Annotated in this window: 16 protein-coding genes; 8 read left to right on the top strand and 8 right to left on the bottom strand. The window is 60.3% G+C overall.

Annotated features, from left to right (window positions below):
• Positions 1 to 11 precede the first annotated feature (11 nt).
• From ACL2XG_RS14005 to ACL2XG_RS13980, 6 genes are all read left to right on the top strand, one after another.
• On the top strand, positions 12 to 1016 hold the full coding sequence (locus ACL2XG_RS14005; RefSeq protein ID WP_413721930.1) for a dihydroxyacetone kinase subunit DhaK: 1005 nt from the start codon (positions 12 to 14) through the stop codon (positions 1014 to 1016).
• Positions 1016 to 1642 carry a DAK2 domain-containing protein gene (locus ACL2XG_RS14000; RefSeq protein WP_410012489.1) on the top strand — a complete coding sequence of 209 codons (627 nt, stop codon included), beginning with the start codon at positions 1016 to 1018 and terminating at the stop codon, positions 1640 to 1642. Before ACL2XG_RS14005 ends, ACL2XG_RS14000 begins: the two co-directional genes overlap by 1 nt.
• Positions 1639 to 2808, top strand: a complete 1170-nt coding sequence (locus ACL2XG_RS13995; protein ID WP_410012488.1) for a CaiB/BaiF CoA transferase family protein — start codon at positions 1639 to 1641, stop codon at positions 2806 to 2808. The genes ACL2XG_RS14000 and ACL2XG_RS13995 overlap by 4 nt, the downstream gene beginning before the upstream one ends.
• Positions 2809 to 2830: 22 nt before the next feature.
• Positions 2831 to 3766, top strand: coding sequence for a MaoC family dehydratase (locus tag ACL2XG_RS13990; protein ID WP_410012487.1), 936 nt, complete (start codon positions 2831 to 2833; stop codon positions 3764 to 3766).
• A 119-nt stretch (positions 3767 to 3885) separates the two neighbouring features.
• Positions 3886 to 5268, top strand: a complete 1383-nt coding sequence (locus ACL2XG_RS13985; RefSeq protein WP_410012486.1) for an MFS transporter — start codon at positions 3886 to 3888, stop codon at positions 5266 to 5268.
• Positions 5269 to 5487: 219 nt separating this feature from the next.
• Positions 5488 to 6543, top strand: coding sequence for a LacI family DNA-binding transcriptional regulator (locus tag ACL2XG_RS13980; RefSeq protein ID WP_413721931.1), 1056 nt, complete (start codon positions 5488 to 5490; stop codon positions 6541 to 6543).
• 75 nt (positions 6544 to 6618) lie between these two features.
• On the opposite strand, the gene ACL2XG_RS13975 is transcribed toward ACL2XG_RS13980, so the two are convergent.
• Genes ACL2XG_RS13975 through ACL2XG_RS13960 form a run of 4 tightly spaced genes read right to left on the bottom strand, consistent with a single transcriptional unit; the run spans position 6619 to position 10088 of the window.
• Positions 6619 to 7434 (bottom strand): CoA-transferase subunit beta, encoded by an 816-nt coding sequence (locus ACL2XG_RS13975; RefSeq protein WP_413721932.1) that lies wholly within the window; start codon positions 7432 to 7434, stop codon positions 6619 to 6621.
• A 4-nt stretch (positions 7435 to 7438) separates the two neighbouring features.
• On the bottom strand, positions 7439 to 8332 hold the full coding sequence (locus ACL2XG_RS13970; protein ID WP_413721933.1) for a CoA transferase subunit A: 894 nt from the start codon (positions 8330 to 8332) through the stop codon (positions 7439 to 7441).
• Positions 8329 to 9198 carry a hypothetical protein gene (locus ACL2XG_RS13965; RefSeq protein WP_413721934.1) on the bottom strand — a complete coding sequence of 290 codons (870 nt, stop codon included), beginning with the start codon at positions 9196 to 9198 and terminating at the stop codon, positions 8329 to 8331. Before ACL2XG_RS13965 ends, ACL2XG_RS13970 begins: the two co-directional genes overlap by 4 nt.
• Entirely contained in the window at positions 9195 to 10088 is an 894-nt protein-coding gene (locus ACL2XG_RS13960; RefSeq protein ID WP_413721935.1) for a CoA transferase subunit A, read from the bottom strand. The genes ACL2XG_RS13965 and ACL2XG_RS13960 overlap by 4 nt, the downstream gene beginning before the upstream one ends.
• Positions 10089 to 10378: 290 nt before the next feature.
• Between ACL2XG_RS13960 and ACL2XG_RS13955 the strand changes: the two genes are divergently transcribed.
• The gene (locus tag ACL2XG_RS13955) at positions 10379 to 11434 is read left to right on the top strand and encodes a LacI family DNA-binding transcriptional regulator (protein ID WP_413721936.1); all 1056 of its coding nucleotides are present in this window, start codon (positions 10379 to 10381) and stop codon (positions 11432 to 11434) included.
• 33 nt (positions 11435 to 11467) lie between these two features.
• Here ACL2XG_RS13955 and ACL2XG_RS13950 read toward each other — a convergent pair whose 3' ends face one another.
• The 4 genes from ACL2XG_RS13950 to ACL2XG_RS13935 all read right to left on the bottom strand — a co-directional run bounded on the left by ACL2XG_RS13950 (position 11468) and on the right by ACL2XG_RS13935 (position 15482).
• The gene (locus ACL2XG_RS13950; RefSeq protein ID WP_413721937.1) at positions 11468 to 13249 is read right to left on the bottom strand and encodes an EAL domain-containing protein; all 1782 of its coding nucleotides are present in this window, start codon (positions 13247 to 13249) and stop codon (positions 11468 to 11470) included.
• A 191-nt stretch (positions 13250 to 13440) separates the two neighbouring features.
• Complete coding sequence (locus ACL2XG_RS13945) at positions 13441 to 13956, bottom strand: GNAT family N-acetyltransferase (RefSeq protein ID WP_413721938.1); 516 nt, start codon at positions 13954 to 13956, stop codon at positions 13441 to 13443.
• Positions 13956 to 14225 (bottom strand): DUF1778 domain-containing protein, encoded by a 270-nt coding sequence (locus ACL2XG_RS13940; RefSeq protein WP_413721939.1) that lies wholly within the window; start codon positions 14223 to 14225, stop codon positions 13956 to 13958. The genes ACL2XG_RS13945 and ACL2XG_RS13940 overlap by 1 nt, the downstream gene beginning before the upstream one ends.
• A 519-nt stretch (positions 14226 to 14744) precedes the next feature.
• The gene (locus tag ACL2XG_RS13935) at positions 14745 to 15482 is read right to left on the bottom strand and encodes a GntR family transcriptional regulator (protein WP_410012476.1); all 738 of its coding nucleotides are present in this window, start codon (positions 15480 to 15482) and stop codon (positions 14745 to 14747) included.
• Positions 15483 to 15815: 333 nt separating this feature from the next.
• On the opposite strand from ACL2XG_RS13935, the gene tkt reads away from it, so the two are divergent.
• On the top strand, positions 15816 to 17816 hold the full coding sequence (gene tkt, locus ACL2XG_RS13930; protein ID WP_410016655.1) for a transketolase: 2001 nt from the start codon (positions 15816 to 15818) through the stop codon (positions 17814 to 17816).
• Positions 17817 to 17836: the final 20 nt, after the last annotated feature.

Genomic DNA, 17836 nt, shown 5'->3' with positions numbered 1-17836 from the left:
GGAGAGACGCTATGAAAAAAATACTGAACTCCCCCGACGCCTATGCCGATGAGGCGCTGGCGGGTATGTGCCTGGCGCATCCCCATCTCTATCGGCAGATCGGGGAAGAGGGCCGGGTCGTGGTGCGCAACGCCGGCGTCAAAAAAGATAAAGTGGCGATTGTTTCCGGCGGCGGCAGCGGGCATTTGCCTTTGTTTGCCGGTTATGTCGGCCAGGGCCTGCTGGATGCCTGCGCGGTGGGTAACGTGTTTGCCGGCCCCGCCGTGATGGACTGCATGGACGCCATTCGCGCCGCCGATAACGGCCGGGGCGTGCTGCTGTTGTTCGGCAATTACGGCGGCGACAAGATGAATTTCGCCATGGCCGCCGAGATGCTGGCGGCGGAAAATATCCGCACGGCGACGGTGCTGGCCGCCGACGACGCCGGCAGCGCGCCGCGCGCGGAACGGCACAAACGCCGCGGCGTCGCCGGCCTGGTTTATGCCTATAAAATTGCCGGCGCCAGGGCCGAGCAGCCCGGCGCCACGCTGGAATCCGTCGCCGCCGTCGCCGCGCGCGCCCTGGACAACACGGTCACGCTCGGCGTGGCGCTGTCGTCTTGTACCGTACCGGAGGCGGGCAAACCGACCTTTACGCTGGGCGACGACGAGATGGAAATCGGCATGGGCATCCACGGCGAGCCGGGCATCCGCCGCGGCCCGCTGCTAAGCGCCGATGAAATGGTGGGTGAAATGCTGGATACGCTGATTCAGGACGGCGGTTACGCCGCCGGCGACCGGGTGTCGGTCATGGTCAATTCCCTCGGCGCCACGCCGCTGGAAGAGTTGTTTATACTGTATCGCCATGTAGACCGGCGCCTGCGTGACCAGGGCATCCAGGTCGTGGCGCCCCGCACCGGCCGTTATGCCACCTCGATGGAAATGGCCGGCATGTCATTGTCTCTCATCAGGCTGGACCGGGAACTTGAATCCCTGCTGCTGGAGCCGGCCCATTGTCCCTACTGGAGTAATCTCTGATGACCAATCAGGAATTGATTGCGCTGTTGACGCGATGTACCGCCAAAATCCGCGAGGTCTCGCCCAGGCTTAACGAGCTGGACGGCCGTTTGGGCGACGGCGATTTGGGGGCGACCCTTGAGAAATGCGCGCGGTTAACCGACCAGGCCCTGGCGGCGGCGCCCGCGGATATCGCCCCGGTATTCCAGGCCGCGGCCATGGCCTGCGTGCGCGCCTCGGGATCAAGCTTTGGCACCCTGCTGGGGGTGGCGCTGCTGACCGCGGCGCAACAATGCGCCGGCAAAACCACGCTGCGGCGCGAGGATATCGCGCCTTTGCTGGAGGCGGTGCTGGCGGCGCTGATGGCGCGCGGCGGCGCAAGCCTTGGCGATAAAACGGTGCTGGACCCGCTGGATGCGGTGCGCCGGGCGCTGCAGGCGGCGGCGCCGGGCGACGATTATCACGCCCTTGCCGTCGGCGCGGTGCGCGCCACGCTGGAAGAATACCGGCAAAAACCCAATAAAATCGGCCGCGCGCGCATGTTCGCCGAACGTTCCATCGGTTTGGACGATCCCGGTATGGTGGCTTTTGCCTGTCTGGTGCACGCCGCCGCCGGCCATGCGGCAATCCCTCAGGAGGTGTCATGATGCCAGGATCCCTGGAAGGACTGAAAGTGCTCGACCTGTCGCGTTTTATCGCCGGTCCCCTGTGCGCCATGCAACTGGCCGATCTGGGCGCGGACGTGGTAAAAGTCGAGCGGCGGGGCAAGGGGGAGGACACGCGCCAGAACAAGCCGCAGCTAAACGGACAAAGCCTCTATTTCCTGTCGTTCAACCGCAATAAGCGCAGCCTGGCGCTGGATTTTCGCGACCCGCAAGACCAGGAACAGCTGCGGCAGCTGATCGCCGCGGCCGATGTGCTGATCGAAAACTTTCGCCCCGGCACCATGGAAAAAATGGGCTGCGGGTGGGAAGCCCTGAAACAACTCAACCCGCGCCTGATCATGGTACGCATCTCAGGGTTCGGCCAAACCGGCCCGCTGGCGCAGCGTCCCTGCTTTGACGCCATCGCCCAGGCGATGAGCGGCCTGATGAGCATTTGCGGCCAGCCCGACGGTCCGCCGACCATGTCCGGCACCTTTATGGTGGATTATGCCTCCGCCCTTTACGCCACCATCGGCACGCTGGCGGCGCTGAACGCCCGTCACCTGACCGGGCGCGGCCAGCTGGTGGAGGCCTGCCTGCTCGACAGCGCCATCAGCATGCTGATTTCAGCCATCCCGGAACAGGCCCAGCTTGGCAGCACCATGTCGCGCATCGGCAATCTCGATCGTTTCTCCGCGCCGGTAAACAGCTACCAGACCGGCGACGACGCCTGGATTTACCTGTCCGCCGGCACCGATACGCTGTTCGGCCGCCTGGCGCAGGCCATGGAGCGCGCCGATTTGCTGGCGGATGACCGCTTCAGCACCTATCACGCGCGCCTGGAAAACTACCGCGCCATCGACGGGGTGGTGGCGGACTGGATAAAAAACCATACCGCAGAGGACGTCGTGGCCAGGATGGATCTGGCCGGCGTGCCCTGCTCCAAGGTCGCCACCATTGACGAGGTGCTGGAGAATCCGCAGCTCAGGGCGCGCAACCAACTGGTGGACATTACGCATCCCACCGCCGGCGTCTATACCACCCATGGCGTTACCGTCGGCCTGTCGGACACGCCCGGCATGATCCGCCGTCCGCCGCCGCTGGTGGGGGAGCATACCGGCGAAGTGCTGGCCGAGTGGTGCGGCATCACCCATACCCACAAGGCGTAAACGCCGCCAGGAGGAGGATTATATGGCCCGTATCAACCCTGAACTTCGGGATCCGACCTATGAAAATGTGGTGGTCGGCGAATTAATCGGCCCGCTGGCGGTAACGGCGGATGAAGCCTATCGCCGCCGCGCCTGTTTTGCCCTGGACGACTACAGCGCGGACTATTGCCCCGCGTCCGGGCCGTACGTGCCGGCCGCCATGCTGGGCCGCGATCTGGTGGCCCTGTTCTGCAGCGTTTACGATCCCAGCCGCACGGTGGGGCTGCATCAAAAGGAAGAGATCTGGTTTGTGAACCCGGTTCCGCTAAACGCCGGGCTGCGTTACACCGGCAAATACACCGATAAATATATGAAGCGCGGCAAGGGCTATACCGTGTTTGATACCGAGGCCCGCGACGCCGATACCGGCGAACTCTACGTGCGCCAGATCAGCACCGAGATCATGCGCATTCCGGACAATATCCAGCTGGGCGCCGGCGGGTCCCGCGCCGCGCCCGCGCCGGGCCATATCGAACCGCACTGGCCCGCGCATGTGACGCCCGCGGCGAAAGCGGACGCCGCGCTGCGCCCGGGCACGCCGGTTACGCCGCTCACCAAATGCCCGGAACAGGGGCAAATGACGGTGTTTTCCGGCGGCAATACCCAGTGGTACAACATCCATACCGATATCGAGGTGGCGCTTAAGGCCGGTTTTCGCGACACCCTGGCCCAGGGCATGATGGAAACCTGCTGGGTGGCGGAAATGCTGGCCGGTTTTATCGGCCCGTCGTGGCATACCTCGGGCTGGATAAAAATGGCCTATATCAAACCGGTCTATCGTGCCGACCGTATCACCTGCAAAGCCGTGGTCCAGGACATCGTCGGGCAACGGGTGACCTTCCATGTCTGGGCCGAGAACCAGCATGGAGACATGACCGCCGTGGGGTGGGCAAGCGCCGATAAAGCACATAACGCATAACGCCGTTAGCGGTAGTTAACGGCACATCTTTATTTTTATTGTCATCACGCTCTATAAAGCGTGCGGGAAACCGCGCGCATAAAAACAACCCTACACTAATAGCTCCTGACGGAGGTTATATGACTAACGTAACGAACGAAACCGCGCAACAGCCCGCGGCGGAGAAAATAAATAAAAAGGAATTGTCGCGTGTGGCGTTTGCCAGCCTGATTGGCACTTTTATCGAATTTTATGACTACTTTATTTATGGCGCGGCGGCGGGGCTGGTATTTCCCCATCTGTTTTTCAGCGATATGCCGCCCACCGTCGCCACTATCGTTTCGTTCGCCACGCTGGGCGTGGCCTTTATTACGCGCCCCATCGGCGCCGTAATATTCGGCCATTTCGGCGATACGATCGGGCGCAAGGCGATGCTGCTGGCCTCGGTGACCATTATGGGCGGCGCGACCGTGGTCATCGGCCTGTTGCCCACCTATGAAACCATCGGCGTGGCCGCGCCCATCCTGCTGGTGATAACCCGGTTAATCCAGGGGCTGGCGGTGGGCGGCGAGTGGGGCGGAGCCACCACCATGATGATCGAATACGCGCCGCCGAACCGGCGCGGCTTTTACGGCACCTTTGTCCAGTTGGGCAACGTATTCGGCGTACTGGTCTCGACCATGGCGTTTGCGCTGGCCTCGTCATTGCCGAAGGACATCTTCCTGGACTGGGGCTGGCGCATTCCTTTCCTCGCCAGTATTTTGCTGATGTTCGTGGGCATCTTTATCCGCCTGAAAATCCAGGAACCGCCGATGTTTCGCAAAGTGCAGGCGGAACGCGAGAAAAATAAGCTGCCCATCGTCGTGGTATTTAAAAAGTTTCCCAAACAGATTTTCCTGGCGGCCGGGCTGCGCGTCAGTGAAAGCGTGGTGGGTTACCTGGTTATTAGTTTTGTCTTGCAATATTGCACCTCTCACTTTGGCATGCAGGGCAATACGGTGTTACTCGGCGTCATGATTGCGGCGGCGTCGGGGATTATCACCTTCCCGCTGTGGGGACTGCTTTCCGATAAAATCGGCCGCCGGTCGGTATTCCTCATCGGCTCCCTGGGTTCGTGCCTGCTGGCCTATCCGTTTTACTACTTGATCAACACCGGCAATATCTGGGGTATTTATGCCGGCCTGGTGCTGGCCTACAGTTTTATTGTCGGGTCGATGTACAGTATCGAACCCTGCTATTTGTCGGAACTGTTTTCCACCGAAGTACGTTATACCGGCGTCTCCGTCGGCTCGCAGATTGCCGGCATCTTCGGCGGCTTTACCCCCGCGGTCGCCACCGTGCTGGTGGCCTGGGCCGGCGGCGCATTCTGGCCCATAGCCCTGATGATTATCGTCTGCGGCCTGATTACCGCGCTGTGCGCCCTCGGGGCGGGTGAAACGCTCGGGCGCGATCTGAACAGCGATATGATGCCGGTAAAAAAGCATAAAGGTAACGCCGAATCGTACCTGCTGAAAACGCGCTAATCGCGTGTCCCGGGGCGAAGGCGCGGCGCGCCGACACCGGCCGGATGCTATCGCCCCGGCGCGCTTCACTTAACGGTTTTCTTCTTTCACGCCTGCAGCGGCGCCGGGATATCTCTGATTATGTGAATAAAAACGTTTTTTTAAGCGGGCGCGACGGTACAATAACGTTCACGAAGGTTTCCCGGCTCATCTCGCTTAAGGGTGCAAGGTTCGGATTGAATGGCAAAAAAATCGGCGCCAGGTAAGCGCCCGTCATCGACTAACAAAGTCTCCATCCACGATGTGGCCCGCGAAGCGGGGGTTGCCCTGTCCACGGTATCCAACGCGCTGAGCGGCAAGGACAATGTCAGGGCGGACACCCGGCTGAAAGTACAGGCGGCGGCCGACCGGCTGGGCTACCGGGTATCGGTGGTGGCGCGGTCCCTGCGCATGCGCCGCACCTTTACGCTGGGCGTGCTGCTGGCCGACGTGGCCAACCCGTCGTCGCCGGATTTCCTGCGCGGCATCGAGGATGTGGCCGATCAAGAACAATGCAGCCTGCTGGTGTGCAACACCGACGGCAGGCTGGAAAAACAGCTCGAGCAGATGCGCGTGCTGCTTGACCGCCGGGTGGATGGCCTGGTGCTGCTGTCGCAGCACTGCAGGCAGCCGGAGGTCAGGGAACTGCTGGCGGGCGATACGCCCTACGTGCTGCTGCAACGCCGATCGCTTGCGCATGAAGACACCTATGTCGGCGCCAATAACGAGGAAGGCATCGGCGCGGCGGTGAAGCACCTGGCTGGCCTGGGGCACCGGCGTATCGGCCTGATTCGCGGCCCCGGCGACTCCTCCACCGCCGACGAACGTTATGAGGCCTACCTCCAGGCCATGGCGGCGCATCGGCTGCCGGTGCCGCCCGGCTATGTGGTACAGGGCGATTACCATGTCATGGGCGGGTACCGGGCCGCCAAACGGTTTTTCGCCATGAACCCGCGGCCCACCGCGATACTGGCGGCCAATGATATGAGCGCCATCGGCGTGATGAATGCCGCCCATGAGGCGGGCCTGGCCATACCGGCCGATTTTTCGTTAATCGGCCTGGATGATATTGAGATGGCGTCGTTTTCGCCGATCAACCTGACCACCATTGCCCTGCAGCGGCGTGAAATGGGCGCGGCGGCCAGCACGCTGCTGATGAAAATGATCCGCCAGAAAAGCACGCCCAAGCCTAAAAAGAAAATCTTCCCGATGAAGCTTATCGTGCGCGGGTCCACCGGGCCGGCCAAAGCGGACTAACCGGCGGCGTCAGGGGCCATACTCCGCGCGCTATTCCCTGGCCGGTTCCAGGCCGGAACCGGCGCGATAATCCGGTTAAACCGATCCTGGCTGGAACAGCGTGCCGTGCGGATCGATCACCTTGCGAATCAAACGCACCTCTTCCGCCGTCGGCGGCGCGGTTGGCCGGGGCTCGCCTTCAATAACCGGCTCGAACCCCATATTGTCCAGCACCTGCTCCAGGGTAAAACCCGGATGTATCGAGCGTAAACGCATCATTTTCGACGCCGGATGGAAATCGAAAATGGCTTTGTCGGTTACGCACAGGCTGGGACCCGGGCCGGGCAGGCCGAGCGCCCGGCGGCTGTCGCCGCCGTCGAGATACCCGACGCTTGTGATAAAATCCACCTTCGGCACAAACCCGCGCCGGGACAGATCGGTGACGATAATCGGGCGTTTGATAAAAGCCAGGTGCTCGGTTTGCGCCAGGCAGCCCACCAGCCTGGTTTTCGGCGGGCTGCCGCCGCCGAGGGCGGTAATATTGAGGTTGCCGTACCGATCAACCTGCGGCGCGGACTCAAAGGACACATCAAACCGGCCGCGGGTCACCATATCGATTTTATAGCCCACATCGGCGGGGGACGCGGCGGCCGGCCAGCGGGTATAGGCATCCTGCAGCAGCGCGTCGGGAATGGCGTCAAGGGACGGGGTCAGCAGGTTGCCCCAGTAAATGGAGAATCCGGGCGCGTGCCGGAGCTGCGCCAGGCGCGCGGCGGCGATGGGGATGCCCACCGCCAGGGTAAAGGCGCGGGCGGCGGTGCCCAGGCCGACAAAACCCAGCTCGTCATCGCGCAGTTCGCGGGCGATGGCGGTTATCATCAGTTCTTCCGTGGTGTAATCATCTGCGGTCATAAGCTTATATCTCCCTGGCGACGTCAAAGGCGCGGAGCGCGGTATGGGAGCCGAATTTGTCCAGGTAGCCGGCGCGATCCCGGGTGGCGAGAATATAGTCGCGCAGGTACCGCGCCGGGCCGTCGGGCTCTTTTGCCGCCGCCAGCCAGGCTTTCAGCGCCGCCTCGTCTTCGTTATAAAACCCATCGGTGGCGGTGGGATGCGCGCCGTAAGGCGTTTCGATCACCGCCTCCACCAGGGTGTGCGGAATGTAGGTCAGCGCCGGGCGCCGGCATATTTCCGCATGGGGCACGATTTTCTCCACGGTAACGATCAGGCGCCTGGACGCGCAAGCCATCATCTGATCGATGTCATCGCTGTCGCGCACCACCGGCCACTGCACATTGCCGTATTCATCGGCCACATAGCCGTGCAGCAGGGTAAAATCCGTTTCCGCCGCTTTCAGCGCCAGGTAGGTGTCGCCGCTAAACGGACAGGTAATAGGTTTGATTTCCTCCGGGCTGCCGGCGCGCATGCCGGTGCCCAGCAGGGCTTTCGACGGCAGGAAGCTCAGCCCCATGGCCGCCGCGCGAAAGCGGGCCACGAAGGCGGATTCGGAATAATCATGGGTCTCGATCGCGCCGTCCTGCACCGCGCGGCGGAAATTGGGCGCCAGCCCGTGGCGGAAGAAACCGGCGTAAATGCCCTCCCAGCGCCGGATGGCGCCGGCGGCGGCGAGCATATCGGTGGCGAGCGTGGTCGCCCAGGTCAGCAAATGCAGGCCGGTAATATCCTGGCGGATCAGTTCGTGCACCAACGCCATCGGCTGGCGGCGCAGCAGCGAGCCGCCCAGGGCGACAGTGGCGCCCGAGGGGATACGGGACACCGCGTCGGGTAGGGTGGTCAGTTTGGATTTCATGGCGTTCCTCGTGTGGTGGCGCAGTATGGCGTCGGGAAGCCGCTTCCCCGCCCATGGGGGATCAGCACGTGATGGGGGTCGACCCGGCGGCGCAAAATGGCGAGCTCCTCGCGGGTGGGCAGCGGGGTGACCGGCGCGTCCGCAACGGACACCGGGAACCCGGTGCTGCGCCGCACGTCGTCCGGGTCGATGCCGGGATGGATGCTGACCACCCGCGCGTGGCCGGAAACGTCGTCGAAGGCGAAAATGCATTTCGGCGTCACTATCCATTCCGGCCCGCCGTGGTTCAGGCCCAGGGCCCGGCGCCCGTCCCGGCCGCCCGGATAACCGACGCCGGACACATAGTCCACCTGCCCGACCAGGCTGCGCGCCTGGTGATGGGGCATCATCAGGTATTCGCGGCCGAAGCAGGTCATATGCTCCGGCAGCAGGATGGAGCCGACCAGGCGCACGTCCGGGCGGCGATAATCGCCGATGCAGGTGCTGTTGATATTGCCCTGCCGGTCCACCTGCACGCCGGAGCCGAAACCAAAATCCACATCCCCGCGCCGTACGGCGTAGTGGCCGGGGTAACTTTGCATTTGCGCCTCGCAGGGCAGATCCTGCAAGCGGGTGTCGAATTCCGCGGTGGGCAGCGCCCTGAGGGCGGAAAAATCGGGATTAATACACCAGCCGGCCAGCAGGATGGTTAAATTGGGGGCATGGGTATGGCGGGCAAATTCCATGGCGGCCAGGGGAATGCCGGTAATATACAGGGCGGCCGCGCCGCCGGTCGCAAGACCGGTAAAACCCACTTCGCCGTCGCGAAAGCGCCTGGCGAGCGTAATGGTGATGATTTCCTCAAGCGTACAGTCATTCGCACTCATGCGGGCAGCTCCGTATTGCGCAGGGCCAGCAGGCGCGTCAGTCCGATGCGCTCCAGCCAGCCCATCGGCGTCAACGCCCGTGTTTCGTCCTGCCAGGCGGCGAATTGCCCAGGCGTCGCGCTGGCCGCCACATATTCCGCGAAGGCCGCGTCGTCGCAGTCGTAAATACCGGGCAGCGAGGTAGGGTGCGCGCCAAATGGCGCCTCGACGATATGCGTGGTGCGAAAGGCCGGGATTTCCACCAGGTGCGGCTGTTTTTGCAGCTCCCGCGGGGTGACGATTTTTTCCACGCTGACAATCACCGTATCGCAGGCGCGGGTTAAGGTGATATCCACGCTTTGTGGCAACATCTTGCGCCGGTGAAACGCCACGTTACCGTATTCGTCGCCAATCGGCGCGTGCACCAGCACCACATCCGGCCGGGCGGGCGGCACCGCCCAAAGCTGAGCGGCGGTGACGGGGCAGGTGAACGGCACGATATCCGCATTGTATTGCGCCACGCCGCTGCCGCCGAGAAAGGTGCACGGCCAGAACGGCAACCCTTCCTGGGAGGCGCGAAAGCGGTCCCAGGCCAGCAGTTCAGGATAATCCACCACCTCCAGACGGCCGGCTTCCACCGCCCGGCGGAAATTTTTCGCCAGGCCGAATTTTTCCAGTCCGACATAGGAGGTCTCGATACGCGCCACGGCCCCGGCGCCGATAAGCCAATCGGCCTCGATGGCGTTAACGATGCCGACAATGGTCAGGTTGCGCCGTTGCTGACGGACCAGTTCGCGCGTCAGGGCCATGGGCCGCTGGTAGATGGCGAACCCGCCCAGGGCGATGCGCTGCCCGTCCCTCACGGTATGCACCGCGGTTTCAAGCGTAGTCAGTTTTGTCGTGCGGCTCACTATCCCCCCTTATCCGGCGTCTTATCGCCCGTCCATCGTCAGCCCGGCAGGTTATGAATCGTATATGAGATCGATCTCATATATAATGAAAAAAAACGCCCAACGGGGCGGATGAAGCGTCGCTCTGCGGTGAATACCCGGCGGTAACGCACGTGGTCATGACGGCGGCGACCTGGTTTATAAATTATCGGGCTTTGCGCGCGCTGGCTGTGAGATCGATCCCAGTTTTAACATCGTTAACCAGTGTATAACCCGGGAGGAAACCTATGGGCCGGCGGGAAGAAGGCGCAATGAATAACACCACTACCATCACGGCGGCGGCCAAACGCCCGACGCTGCTGGATATCGCCCGCGAATGCGGCCTCTCGCGCGCGACGGTGGCCCGCGCGTTGTCCGGCAAGGGATACGTCAATCCCCAGCGCAGGCAGCTTATCCATGATACCGCCGAACGCCTGGGATACCGCACCTCGGCCATCGCCCGCGCGCTGCGCACCCAGAAATCCGCCACCATCGGCGTGCTGATTGCCGATATCACCAATCCCATCTTTCCCGAGATCGTCAAGGGCATAGACGAAGCGGTATCCGTGGACAACTACACCCTGTTTCTGTGCAACACCGATGAGGACGTCGTTAAGCAACGCGCCTTGATCCGCTCCCTGCTGGACCGCCAGGTGGACGGGCTTATCCTCATATCCCAGACCGTCGCGGATGAAGCGCTCGCATTGCTGCAGGCGGGCCCGCCCTGCGTCTTTGTCAATCGCCGGCCCGACCCCCTGTTCGGCGATTATATCGGCCCCGATAACGCCATGGGGGTGGCGCAGCTGCTGGCGCATCTTTACGCGCTGGGGCATCGCCGCATGGCCTATGTGGCCGGTCCGGCGGCGTCCTCTACCGCCCAGGAGCGGCGGGCCTGTTTTATCCGGGAAATGGCGCGCCTGGGCTGCCCCGTGCCGGAGGGATTTATTATCGCGGGGTCCTACCAGGGGGAAAGCGGGCGACTGGCCGCGGCGGCTTTATTAGCGTGCGGCCCGCCGCCCACCGCCATCCTGGCGCCCAATGACTTTGTCGCCCTGGAAATTATCGCTTTTTTAAATGAACGCGGCTTACGGGTACCGGACGATATCTCGGTGACCGGTTTTGACGATGCGTTCAAGCTGGGTGTCGGCGGCCTGTATGCGCTGCGCGCGCAGGGGCTGACCACCATCGATCAGCCAAAACGGCAGTTGGGCCGCCTGGCGGGCGAGGCCCTGCTAAAGCGCATGGCGCAGCCGGGCGCGTCGTTCGCCACCACCCTCCTGCCGACGCTATTAGCCGTCAGGGACAGCACGGCGCCGGCAAAATCCTGACCGGGCCGCCGCGTCGGCGGGCAAACGCCGGGATTAACCGTGCGCCGTTTGATAATGCCCCAGCCAGGTTTCCAGATGCGCCGCCGTCAGCGGCGGCGAGTGATAAAAGCCCTGGACTTCATCACAGCCCAGCGCGCGCAGCGATGTAAATGTGCCGGCGTCCTCGACGCCTTCCGCCAGCACGGTATAGTCCAGCGCCTTAAGCATGCTGATCACATGGCTGACGATAGTATGGCTGGCCTTGTCGGTGGTCAGGGTTTTGATAAGGGAACGATCGAGTTTGATGATATCCAGGGGCATTTTGCGCAGATAGCCGATATTGCTGTAGCCGGTGCCGAAGTCATCCAGCGAAATGGTAAAGCCCCGCTGTTTTAACCTCTCCAGGCCGTGCAGCGCCTCGGCGCTTTCCAGCACCCTTTCCGTCTCCAGGCACTCAATGCCCAGCAGCGCGGGCGGCAGCCCGCGCGCCGTTATTTTTTCCGCCAGCGCATCGGCAAAATGCGGCCGGGATAAATCGCTGACGCCGACGTTAATGGAAACCGGCAAATGTATCCCTTTTGCCGACCATTGCTTAACCTGGTCCAGGGCCGCGTTGATGACCCAGTCGGTCAGCGCGGCCATCAGGGTGGTTTTTTCCAGCAGCGGGATAAACCGGTCGGGGGTGATGTTGCCCAGCGTCGGATGCTGCCAGCGGATCAGGGCTTCGAGCCCCGTTACCCGCCCGTTGCGTAAGGCGATTTTGGGCTGGAACACCAGATACAAGCCGGGTTTGCCATGCAGGTACGGGTAGAAATCATTCAGCAGCCGGAAATCCTCTTTTTGCCGGGCGTCGCTGGCGGCGTCATACGCCATGACGCGTTTTTTGCGGCCGATGGCGTCATGCAGGGCGCTTACCGCCCGGCGCAGGATTTCGGTAGGATCCAGCTCACCCGGCGCAAAGTCGACATAACCCGCTGAAATATGCAGGTCAATGTTGATTTGCGTGTTGATATGGGCGCTAAGCCCCGCCAGGTGGTCGTTAAGCGCCGCAGGCGGTATCGGGCTGTCATCGTCCATAATCACTGCGTACCGTCCGGTGGCGACGCTATACAGCGTATCATGCCACTCCAGTTTCAGCCTGAGCAGGGTGGCCATATCCCTGAGCATATCCTCCACCACCGTCATGCCCAGGGAACGGGCGATTTCGTAGGCGAAGGGCATATCGATACAGTCAAACAACATCAGGCGATAGCGCCTGACCGCGCCGGGCGTTTGCAACAGGCGCAGATCGTTCATCAACCGCTGGCGGTTGGGCAGCAGGGTCACCGCGTCGATATAGCCAATGTTATGCCAGGCTTCCAGGAACGCCGAAACCAGCCCGGCCATAATGCGCAAGGTCGCGATCTGCTCGCTGGTAAAGAGACGGGGCTGGATATCAATCAGGCACAAGGTGCCGATAATCACGCCGTCCCGCGACCGCAGCGGCGCGCCGGCGTAAAACCTGACATAAGGCGCGCCCCGCACAAACGGGTTATCGCGAAACCGTGGGTCCAGGCGCATATCGGCGCAGACCGTGATATCGTCGGCGGCCACGGCGGTCAGGCAAAATGCGTCTTCCCGCCGCGTTTCCGTCACCGGCGCCGGAAGCGCGTAGGGCGCTTTTAGATACTGGGTATCGCCGTCGAGGATAGCGATAAAGCTGGTGGCGATGCCCAGCGTCTTGCCGGTCAGCCGGGTCATCCTGCCCAGTATTTCGTCACGATCATGCTCATCCGCTTTCAGCAGCTCAATGGCCGCCAATCGTTTTTTTTCGTCATGACTTAGGTTTGTCAGCATGATCAGGGCCCTTGCGGACGTTCCCAACGGGAAGCCGGTGTAACATCTCACCTTAACGGCGGCTATGGAATGCCGGGGTACATCTTTACCATAGCATTTCATCGGGCGACTTGCCCACACCGCTAAGGACAATATGAGGGAATCGGCCGGCGATAAACGGTTTTATTCCACACGCGGGGCGCGCAGGTGCATTAATGCCGATTTAAGGAAGAGAGGGTGCGGGTGATATCGCCGTTTAACGGTAAATACAAGGCATGCTCATTTTTTTCAAAAGAATAGAAACCATATTTTATATAAAATGCCTTGGCCCGGGGATGTTTTGCCTGCGCGTTAATAGCCCAGACCCCTATGGCGGAGTTAAGGGTATTAACGATGGCGTCGACGATAAGCGAGCCGCCCAGGCCTTTACCCTGATAACGAATATCGACCGCCAGCCGGCCAAGCAGGGCGGTGGGCACGGTCGGGTAGCGCGGCAGCTTTTGGGTGGCGGATGCCGCCAGGGCATTGATATTCACGGCGTAGGACGAGAGGGTGTAAAAGCCCAGCACGTTATTATTATTATCCGCGGCCGCATAACATTGGGTAAAGCGTTCGCGGCTTTCCTGTCCGGCATATTTCGCCAGATAAAGGTTCAGGCAGGGGACGCCGCAATCGAAATCCGTTTTGTTATGCTGGTCACCGAGCAGCGTAAAGGTCAGCGCGCGCATTATCTTCCGCCGAACTCCCTGCGCCGGCCCATGGCGTGCAGCAATCCGGCCGGCGTCTTGCGATCCTCCAGCAATGTCTCGGCGAACCGCAGCTGATCTTCCATCGCCAATTGCAGTACCGCCGCTTCTTCTATCGCCTGTTTTGCGGCGTCGTGGGTGGCGGTAATGATAAAGTCCGTCATGGTGATTCCCTGCAGGTCGGCGGCATGTTTGATTAACGCGTGAAGCGCCAGCGGAATACGGGCTTCAAGCCTGGCGGTTGTTGCCATGGTCACCCCTTTGTTCAGAACCCGGCAGTTTGCCGTACGGGAAGTCTACCTTAATCTTAGCCTGTTTATAATAACCGTTAGCGATAAAAATGACTTATTGCACATATGATCTAATAAGTAAAAATAGTTGCAAGATATTTTTATCAATTAATTATTTTAATCAGTACTCATTAATAGAAAAAATACATAACATTATGATATTACTGATATTTTTATCGCCGCCGCTTCTGTTGGCACGGCAAAATACGGCGATAATTTACAAATGAGCGAAAAAAATCGCTATTTAAATGTGATTATAACGGCGGTAATTTTTATAATATCGTCGCGACGCAATAAGCTTTTAATGCTATTTTTGCGCAAATAGAGCAATAACTTATTTAAACTATTTGTGCGGTTGGGCGCGCAACGTCACCGGGCGCCGCTTGCTAAGGCCCGGCCATTATACAAAGCTGGAATATATGCGGGGGTTTTTATGCCGGCAACGCGGTCTCAGTCATCTTATGCCGCTACGGCCGGCTATCAATCGCCGCGTACCGATACCTGGCTCAGGTGCAGCATATTGGTATTGACGATGGCGATATTCACTTCAAAGGGCGTACCGTCATCCAGATACACGACCTCATATAACTCCATCATGGCGTCATTTGGTTTTATATTCATATGTTTGATCATTTCCAGATCAGTAGCATTAAATGCATGAAAATTTTGATCACGTTTATAAACCTTTTTCCCGGTAATCCGCTCGATATAAGAATATTTGGAATTTTCCAGCTCTTTAAACTCTATTGAATTAAACAGGGATACCGGGAAATGGATATACTCCAGCGAAACCGGAATGTCGTCGAAGCTCATCAGCCGCAGTATTTTATAAACCGAATCGCTGTTTTTAATGCGCAACGCCTGGGCCATCGCGGCGTCGGGAACGGCGACAATACTGGCGGAAATCACTTTGCGGCCGGCGCGATGGCCGCCTTTTTGCGCCTGGTAATCAAAAGGAGACAGCGCATGGAACCGGCCGGATTGATTATTTTTACCGATGGAGCCGATATAGATACCCGACCCCTTGATGCGATAAATCCGGCGCTGATCGATAAGGATGCGGGTGGCTTCGCGCACCGTGGCGCGGGTTAGGCATAGCGCCCGTGCAATGGCTATTTCCGTGTCCAGTTTATCCCCGGGCTGCAGATCCGCTTCCTTTATTTTAGCGAGGATATAGTCGATAACCTCTTTTTGTTTTTCCGTAATATTGTCGGTCATCTCGTCATCTTCCGCCGGGTTATCAGATTGCGCACACCAAAGGCATAGTTTCCGGAGCGGGGAACAGAAGTCCACCAGCCGGCACGATGTGCATGATAAATGTGATCAAGTTAACAGCTTTACTGTAAAGCCATCCTGTCTGCTCATCTTTGCAAGCTTACCTCTTGTGTATAGTCACGTCCAGGTGCATTCTAAAGATGACTATACAAATTCAACATGTACATACTGCTATGGATTCTGTGTGTTTTTATCGTCTGCGTTTCAGGCTCAGGGGCAATCCCCTCGGCTTGGCAGCACCACATAAGGTTTATGGATTCAGTCGGATAGGGGAAAATCGTGGAAGAGAAGCAGCTGGCGAACGCCATAAGGTTTCTGAGCATCGATGCCGTGCAGAAGGCCAACTCGGGACATCCCGGCGCGCCGCTGGGCATGGCGGATATGGCGACTGTGTTATGGCGGAAGTTTTTAAAACACAACCCGGCCGATCCGCAGTGGATTAACCGCGACCGCTTTGTGCTGTCCAATGGTCATAGCTCGATGCTGCTGTATTCCCTGCTCCATCTGACCGGTTATGACCTCGGTATCGAGGATTTACGCAATTTCCGCCAGCTGCATGCCAAAACCCCGGGGCATCCCGAATACGGTTATACCCCCGGGGTGGAAACCACCTCCGGGCCGCTGGGCCAGGGCATTGCCAACGCGGTGGGCATGGCCCTGGCGGAAAAGACGCTGGCCGCGCAGTTTAACCGGGAAGGTTTTCCGGTGGTTGACCATTTCACCTATGTATTTATGGGCGACGGCTGCCTGATGGAGGGGATTTCGCATGAAGCCTGTTCGCTTGCCGGCACCCTTAAACTCGGCAAGCTTATCGCGCTTTGGGACAACAACAATATCTCCATCGACGGCCATGTCGACGGCTGGTTTAGCGATGATACCCCGGCCCGTTTCCGCGCCTACGGCTGGCAGGTCATCGCCGATATCGATGGCCATAACCCCGGGCAGGTGGCGGCGGCGCTGGAACAGGCCAGAAATGAACCACACCGGCCCACGCTTATTTGCTGCAAGACCACCATCGGCTACGGTTCACCCAACAAGGCCGATAGCCATGACAGCCATGGCTCGGCGCTGGGGGCGGCGGAAGTGGCGCTGGTCCGGCAAACCCTGGGCTGGACCCATGCCGCGTTCGAGATCCCGCCGGATATCTACGCCCACTGGGACGCGCGCGAAACAGGCGCCGCCGCCCAGGCGGAATGGCAACAGCTGTTTACGCGCTATCGCCGGGAATACCCCGAAGAAGCCGCCGGCTTAGTACGGCGCAGCCAGAAAATCCTGCCGGCGGACTGGCATGCCAACAGCCAGGAGTATATCCGCCGGCTGCAGGCTAACCCGGCCAACCTGGCCACCCGCCAGGCCAGCCAGAAAGCGCTTGACCAGTTTATCCAATGGCTGCCGGAACTGCTGGGCGGATCGGCTGACCTGTCGCCCTCCAATTTAACCCGCCACGGCCAGGCGCGCGATATTACGCCGGATGATGCCTCGGGCAACTATATCTCCTATGGCGTGCGCGAATTCGGCATGTCGGCGATGATGAACGGCGTGGCGCTGCACGGCGGTTTTATCCCTTACGGCGGCACCTTCCTGATGTTTATGGAATACGCCCGCAACGCCGTACGCATGGCCGCGCTGATGAAGATACGCAGCATTTTTGTCTATACTCATGATTCCATTGGTTTAGGTGAGGACGGGCCGACGCACCAGCCGGTGGAACAGCTCGCCGCATTACGTCTGACGCCGAATATGGAAACCTGGCGCGGCTGCGATCAGGTTGAGGCCGCCGTGTCCTGGCAGCAGGCCATCGAGCGTAACGACGGTCCCAGCGCGCTGGTGTTTACCCGCCAGCCGCTGGAGCAGCAGCCCAGGAACGCGCGACAGCTGGCGGATATCGCCCGGGGCGGCTACGTGCTGCGCGATTGCGACGGTGTTCCTGAACTTATCATTATCTCGAGCGGGTCGGAGATCGAGCTGGCCGTTTATGCCGCCGCCGGGCTCACGGAGCAAGGCAGGCGGGTACGCGTGGTCTCCCTGCCCTGCGTTGAACGCTTCGAAAAACAGGACGCGGCCTGGCGCGAAAGCGTACTGCCCATCGCGGTGCGTAAACGTCTGGTGATTGAAGCCAGCATCGCTGGATTTTGGCAAGGGTATGCGGGATTGGACGGCAAGGTTATCGGTATGAACAGCTTTGGCGAGTCGGCGCCGGCGGCGGTGCTGTTCGGGCATTTCGGCTTTACGAAAGATAATGCCCTGGCGGCCGCCCGCGCGCTGCTTACGGCTTAACGCGCGCCGGCGAATGCAAG

Source organism: Sodalis sp. RH24 (assembly GCF_047324145.1).
In the GTDB taxonomy this organism is placed as follows: Bacteria; Pseudomonadota; Gammaproteobacteria; order Enterobacterales; family Enterobacteriaceae; genus Acerihabitans.
The sequence above is the reverse complement of the archived record's forward strand: the minus strand, read 5'-3'. Positions and strand labels throughout refer to the sequence as shown.

What these genes read in the sequence shown, in the direction of transcription:
- ACL2XG_RS13950 (WP_413721937.1), bottom strand. Translation starts at nt 13,249, where the DNA reads ATGCTGACAAACCTAAGTCATGACGAAAAAAAACGATTGGCGGCCATT.
- ACL2XG_RS13940 (WP_413721939.1), bottom strand. Translation starts at nt 14,225, where the DNA reads ATGGCAACAACCGCCAGGCTTGAAGCCCGTATTCCGCTGGCGCTTCAC.
- ACL2XG_RS13945 (WP_413721938.1), bottom strand. Translation starts at nt 13,956, where the DNA reads ATGCGCGCGCTGACCTTTACGCTGCTCGGTGACCAGCATAACAAAACG.
- ACL2XG_RS13965 (WP_413721934.1), bottom strand. Translation starts at nt 9,198, where the DNA reads ATGAGTGCGAATGACTGTACGCTTGAGGAAATCATCACCATTACGCTC.
- ACL2XG_RS14005 (WP_413721930.1), top strand. Translation starts at nt 12, where the DNA reads ATGAAAAAAATACTGAACTCCCCCGACGCCTATGCCGATGAGGCGCTG.
- ACL2XG_RS13970 (WP_413721933.1), bottom strand. Translation starts at nt 8,332, where the DNA reads ATGAAATCCAAACTGACCACCCTACCCGACGCGGTGTCCCGTATCCCC.
- ACL2XG_RS13995 (WP_410012488.1), top strand. Translation starts at nt 1,639, where the DNA reads ATGATGCCAGGATCCCTGGAAGGACTGAAAGTGCTCGACCTGTCGCGT.
- ACL2XG_RS13985 (WP_410012486.1), top strand. Translation starts at nt 3,886, where the DNA reads ATGACTAACGTAACGAACGAAACCGCGCAACAGCCCGCGGCGGAGAAA.
- ACL2XG_RS13955 (WP_413721936.1), top strand. Translation starts at nt 10,379, where the DNA reads ATGAATAACACCACTACCATCACGGCGGCGGCCAAACGCCCGACGCTG.
- ACL2XG_RS13990 (WP_410012487.1), top strand. Translation starts at nt 2,831, where the DNA reads ATGGCCCGTATCAACCCTGAACTTCGGGATCCGACCTATGAAAATGTG.
- ACL2XG_RS13935 (WP_410012476.1), bottom strand. Translation starts at nt 15,482, where the DNA reads ATGACCGACAATATTACGGAAAAACAAAAAGAGGTTATCGACTATATC.
- ACL2XG_RS13980 (WP_413721931.1), top strand. Translation starts at nt 5,488, where the DNA reads ATGGCAAAAAAATCGGCGCCAGGTAAGCGCCCGTCATCGACTAACAAA.
- ACL2XG_RS14000 (WP_410012489.1), top strand. Translation starts at nt 1,016, where the DNA reads ATGACCAATCAGGAATTGATTGCGCTGTTGACGCGATGTACCGCCAAA.
- ACL2XG_RS13975 (WP_413721932.1), bottom strand. Translation starts at nt 7,434, where the DNA reads ATGACCGCAGATGATTACACCACGGAAGAACTGATGATAACCGCCATC.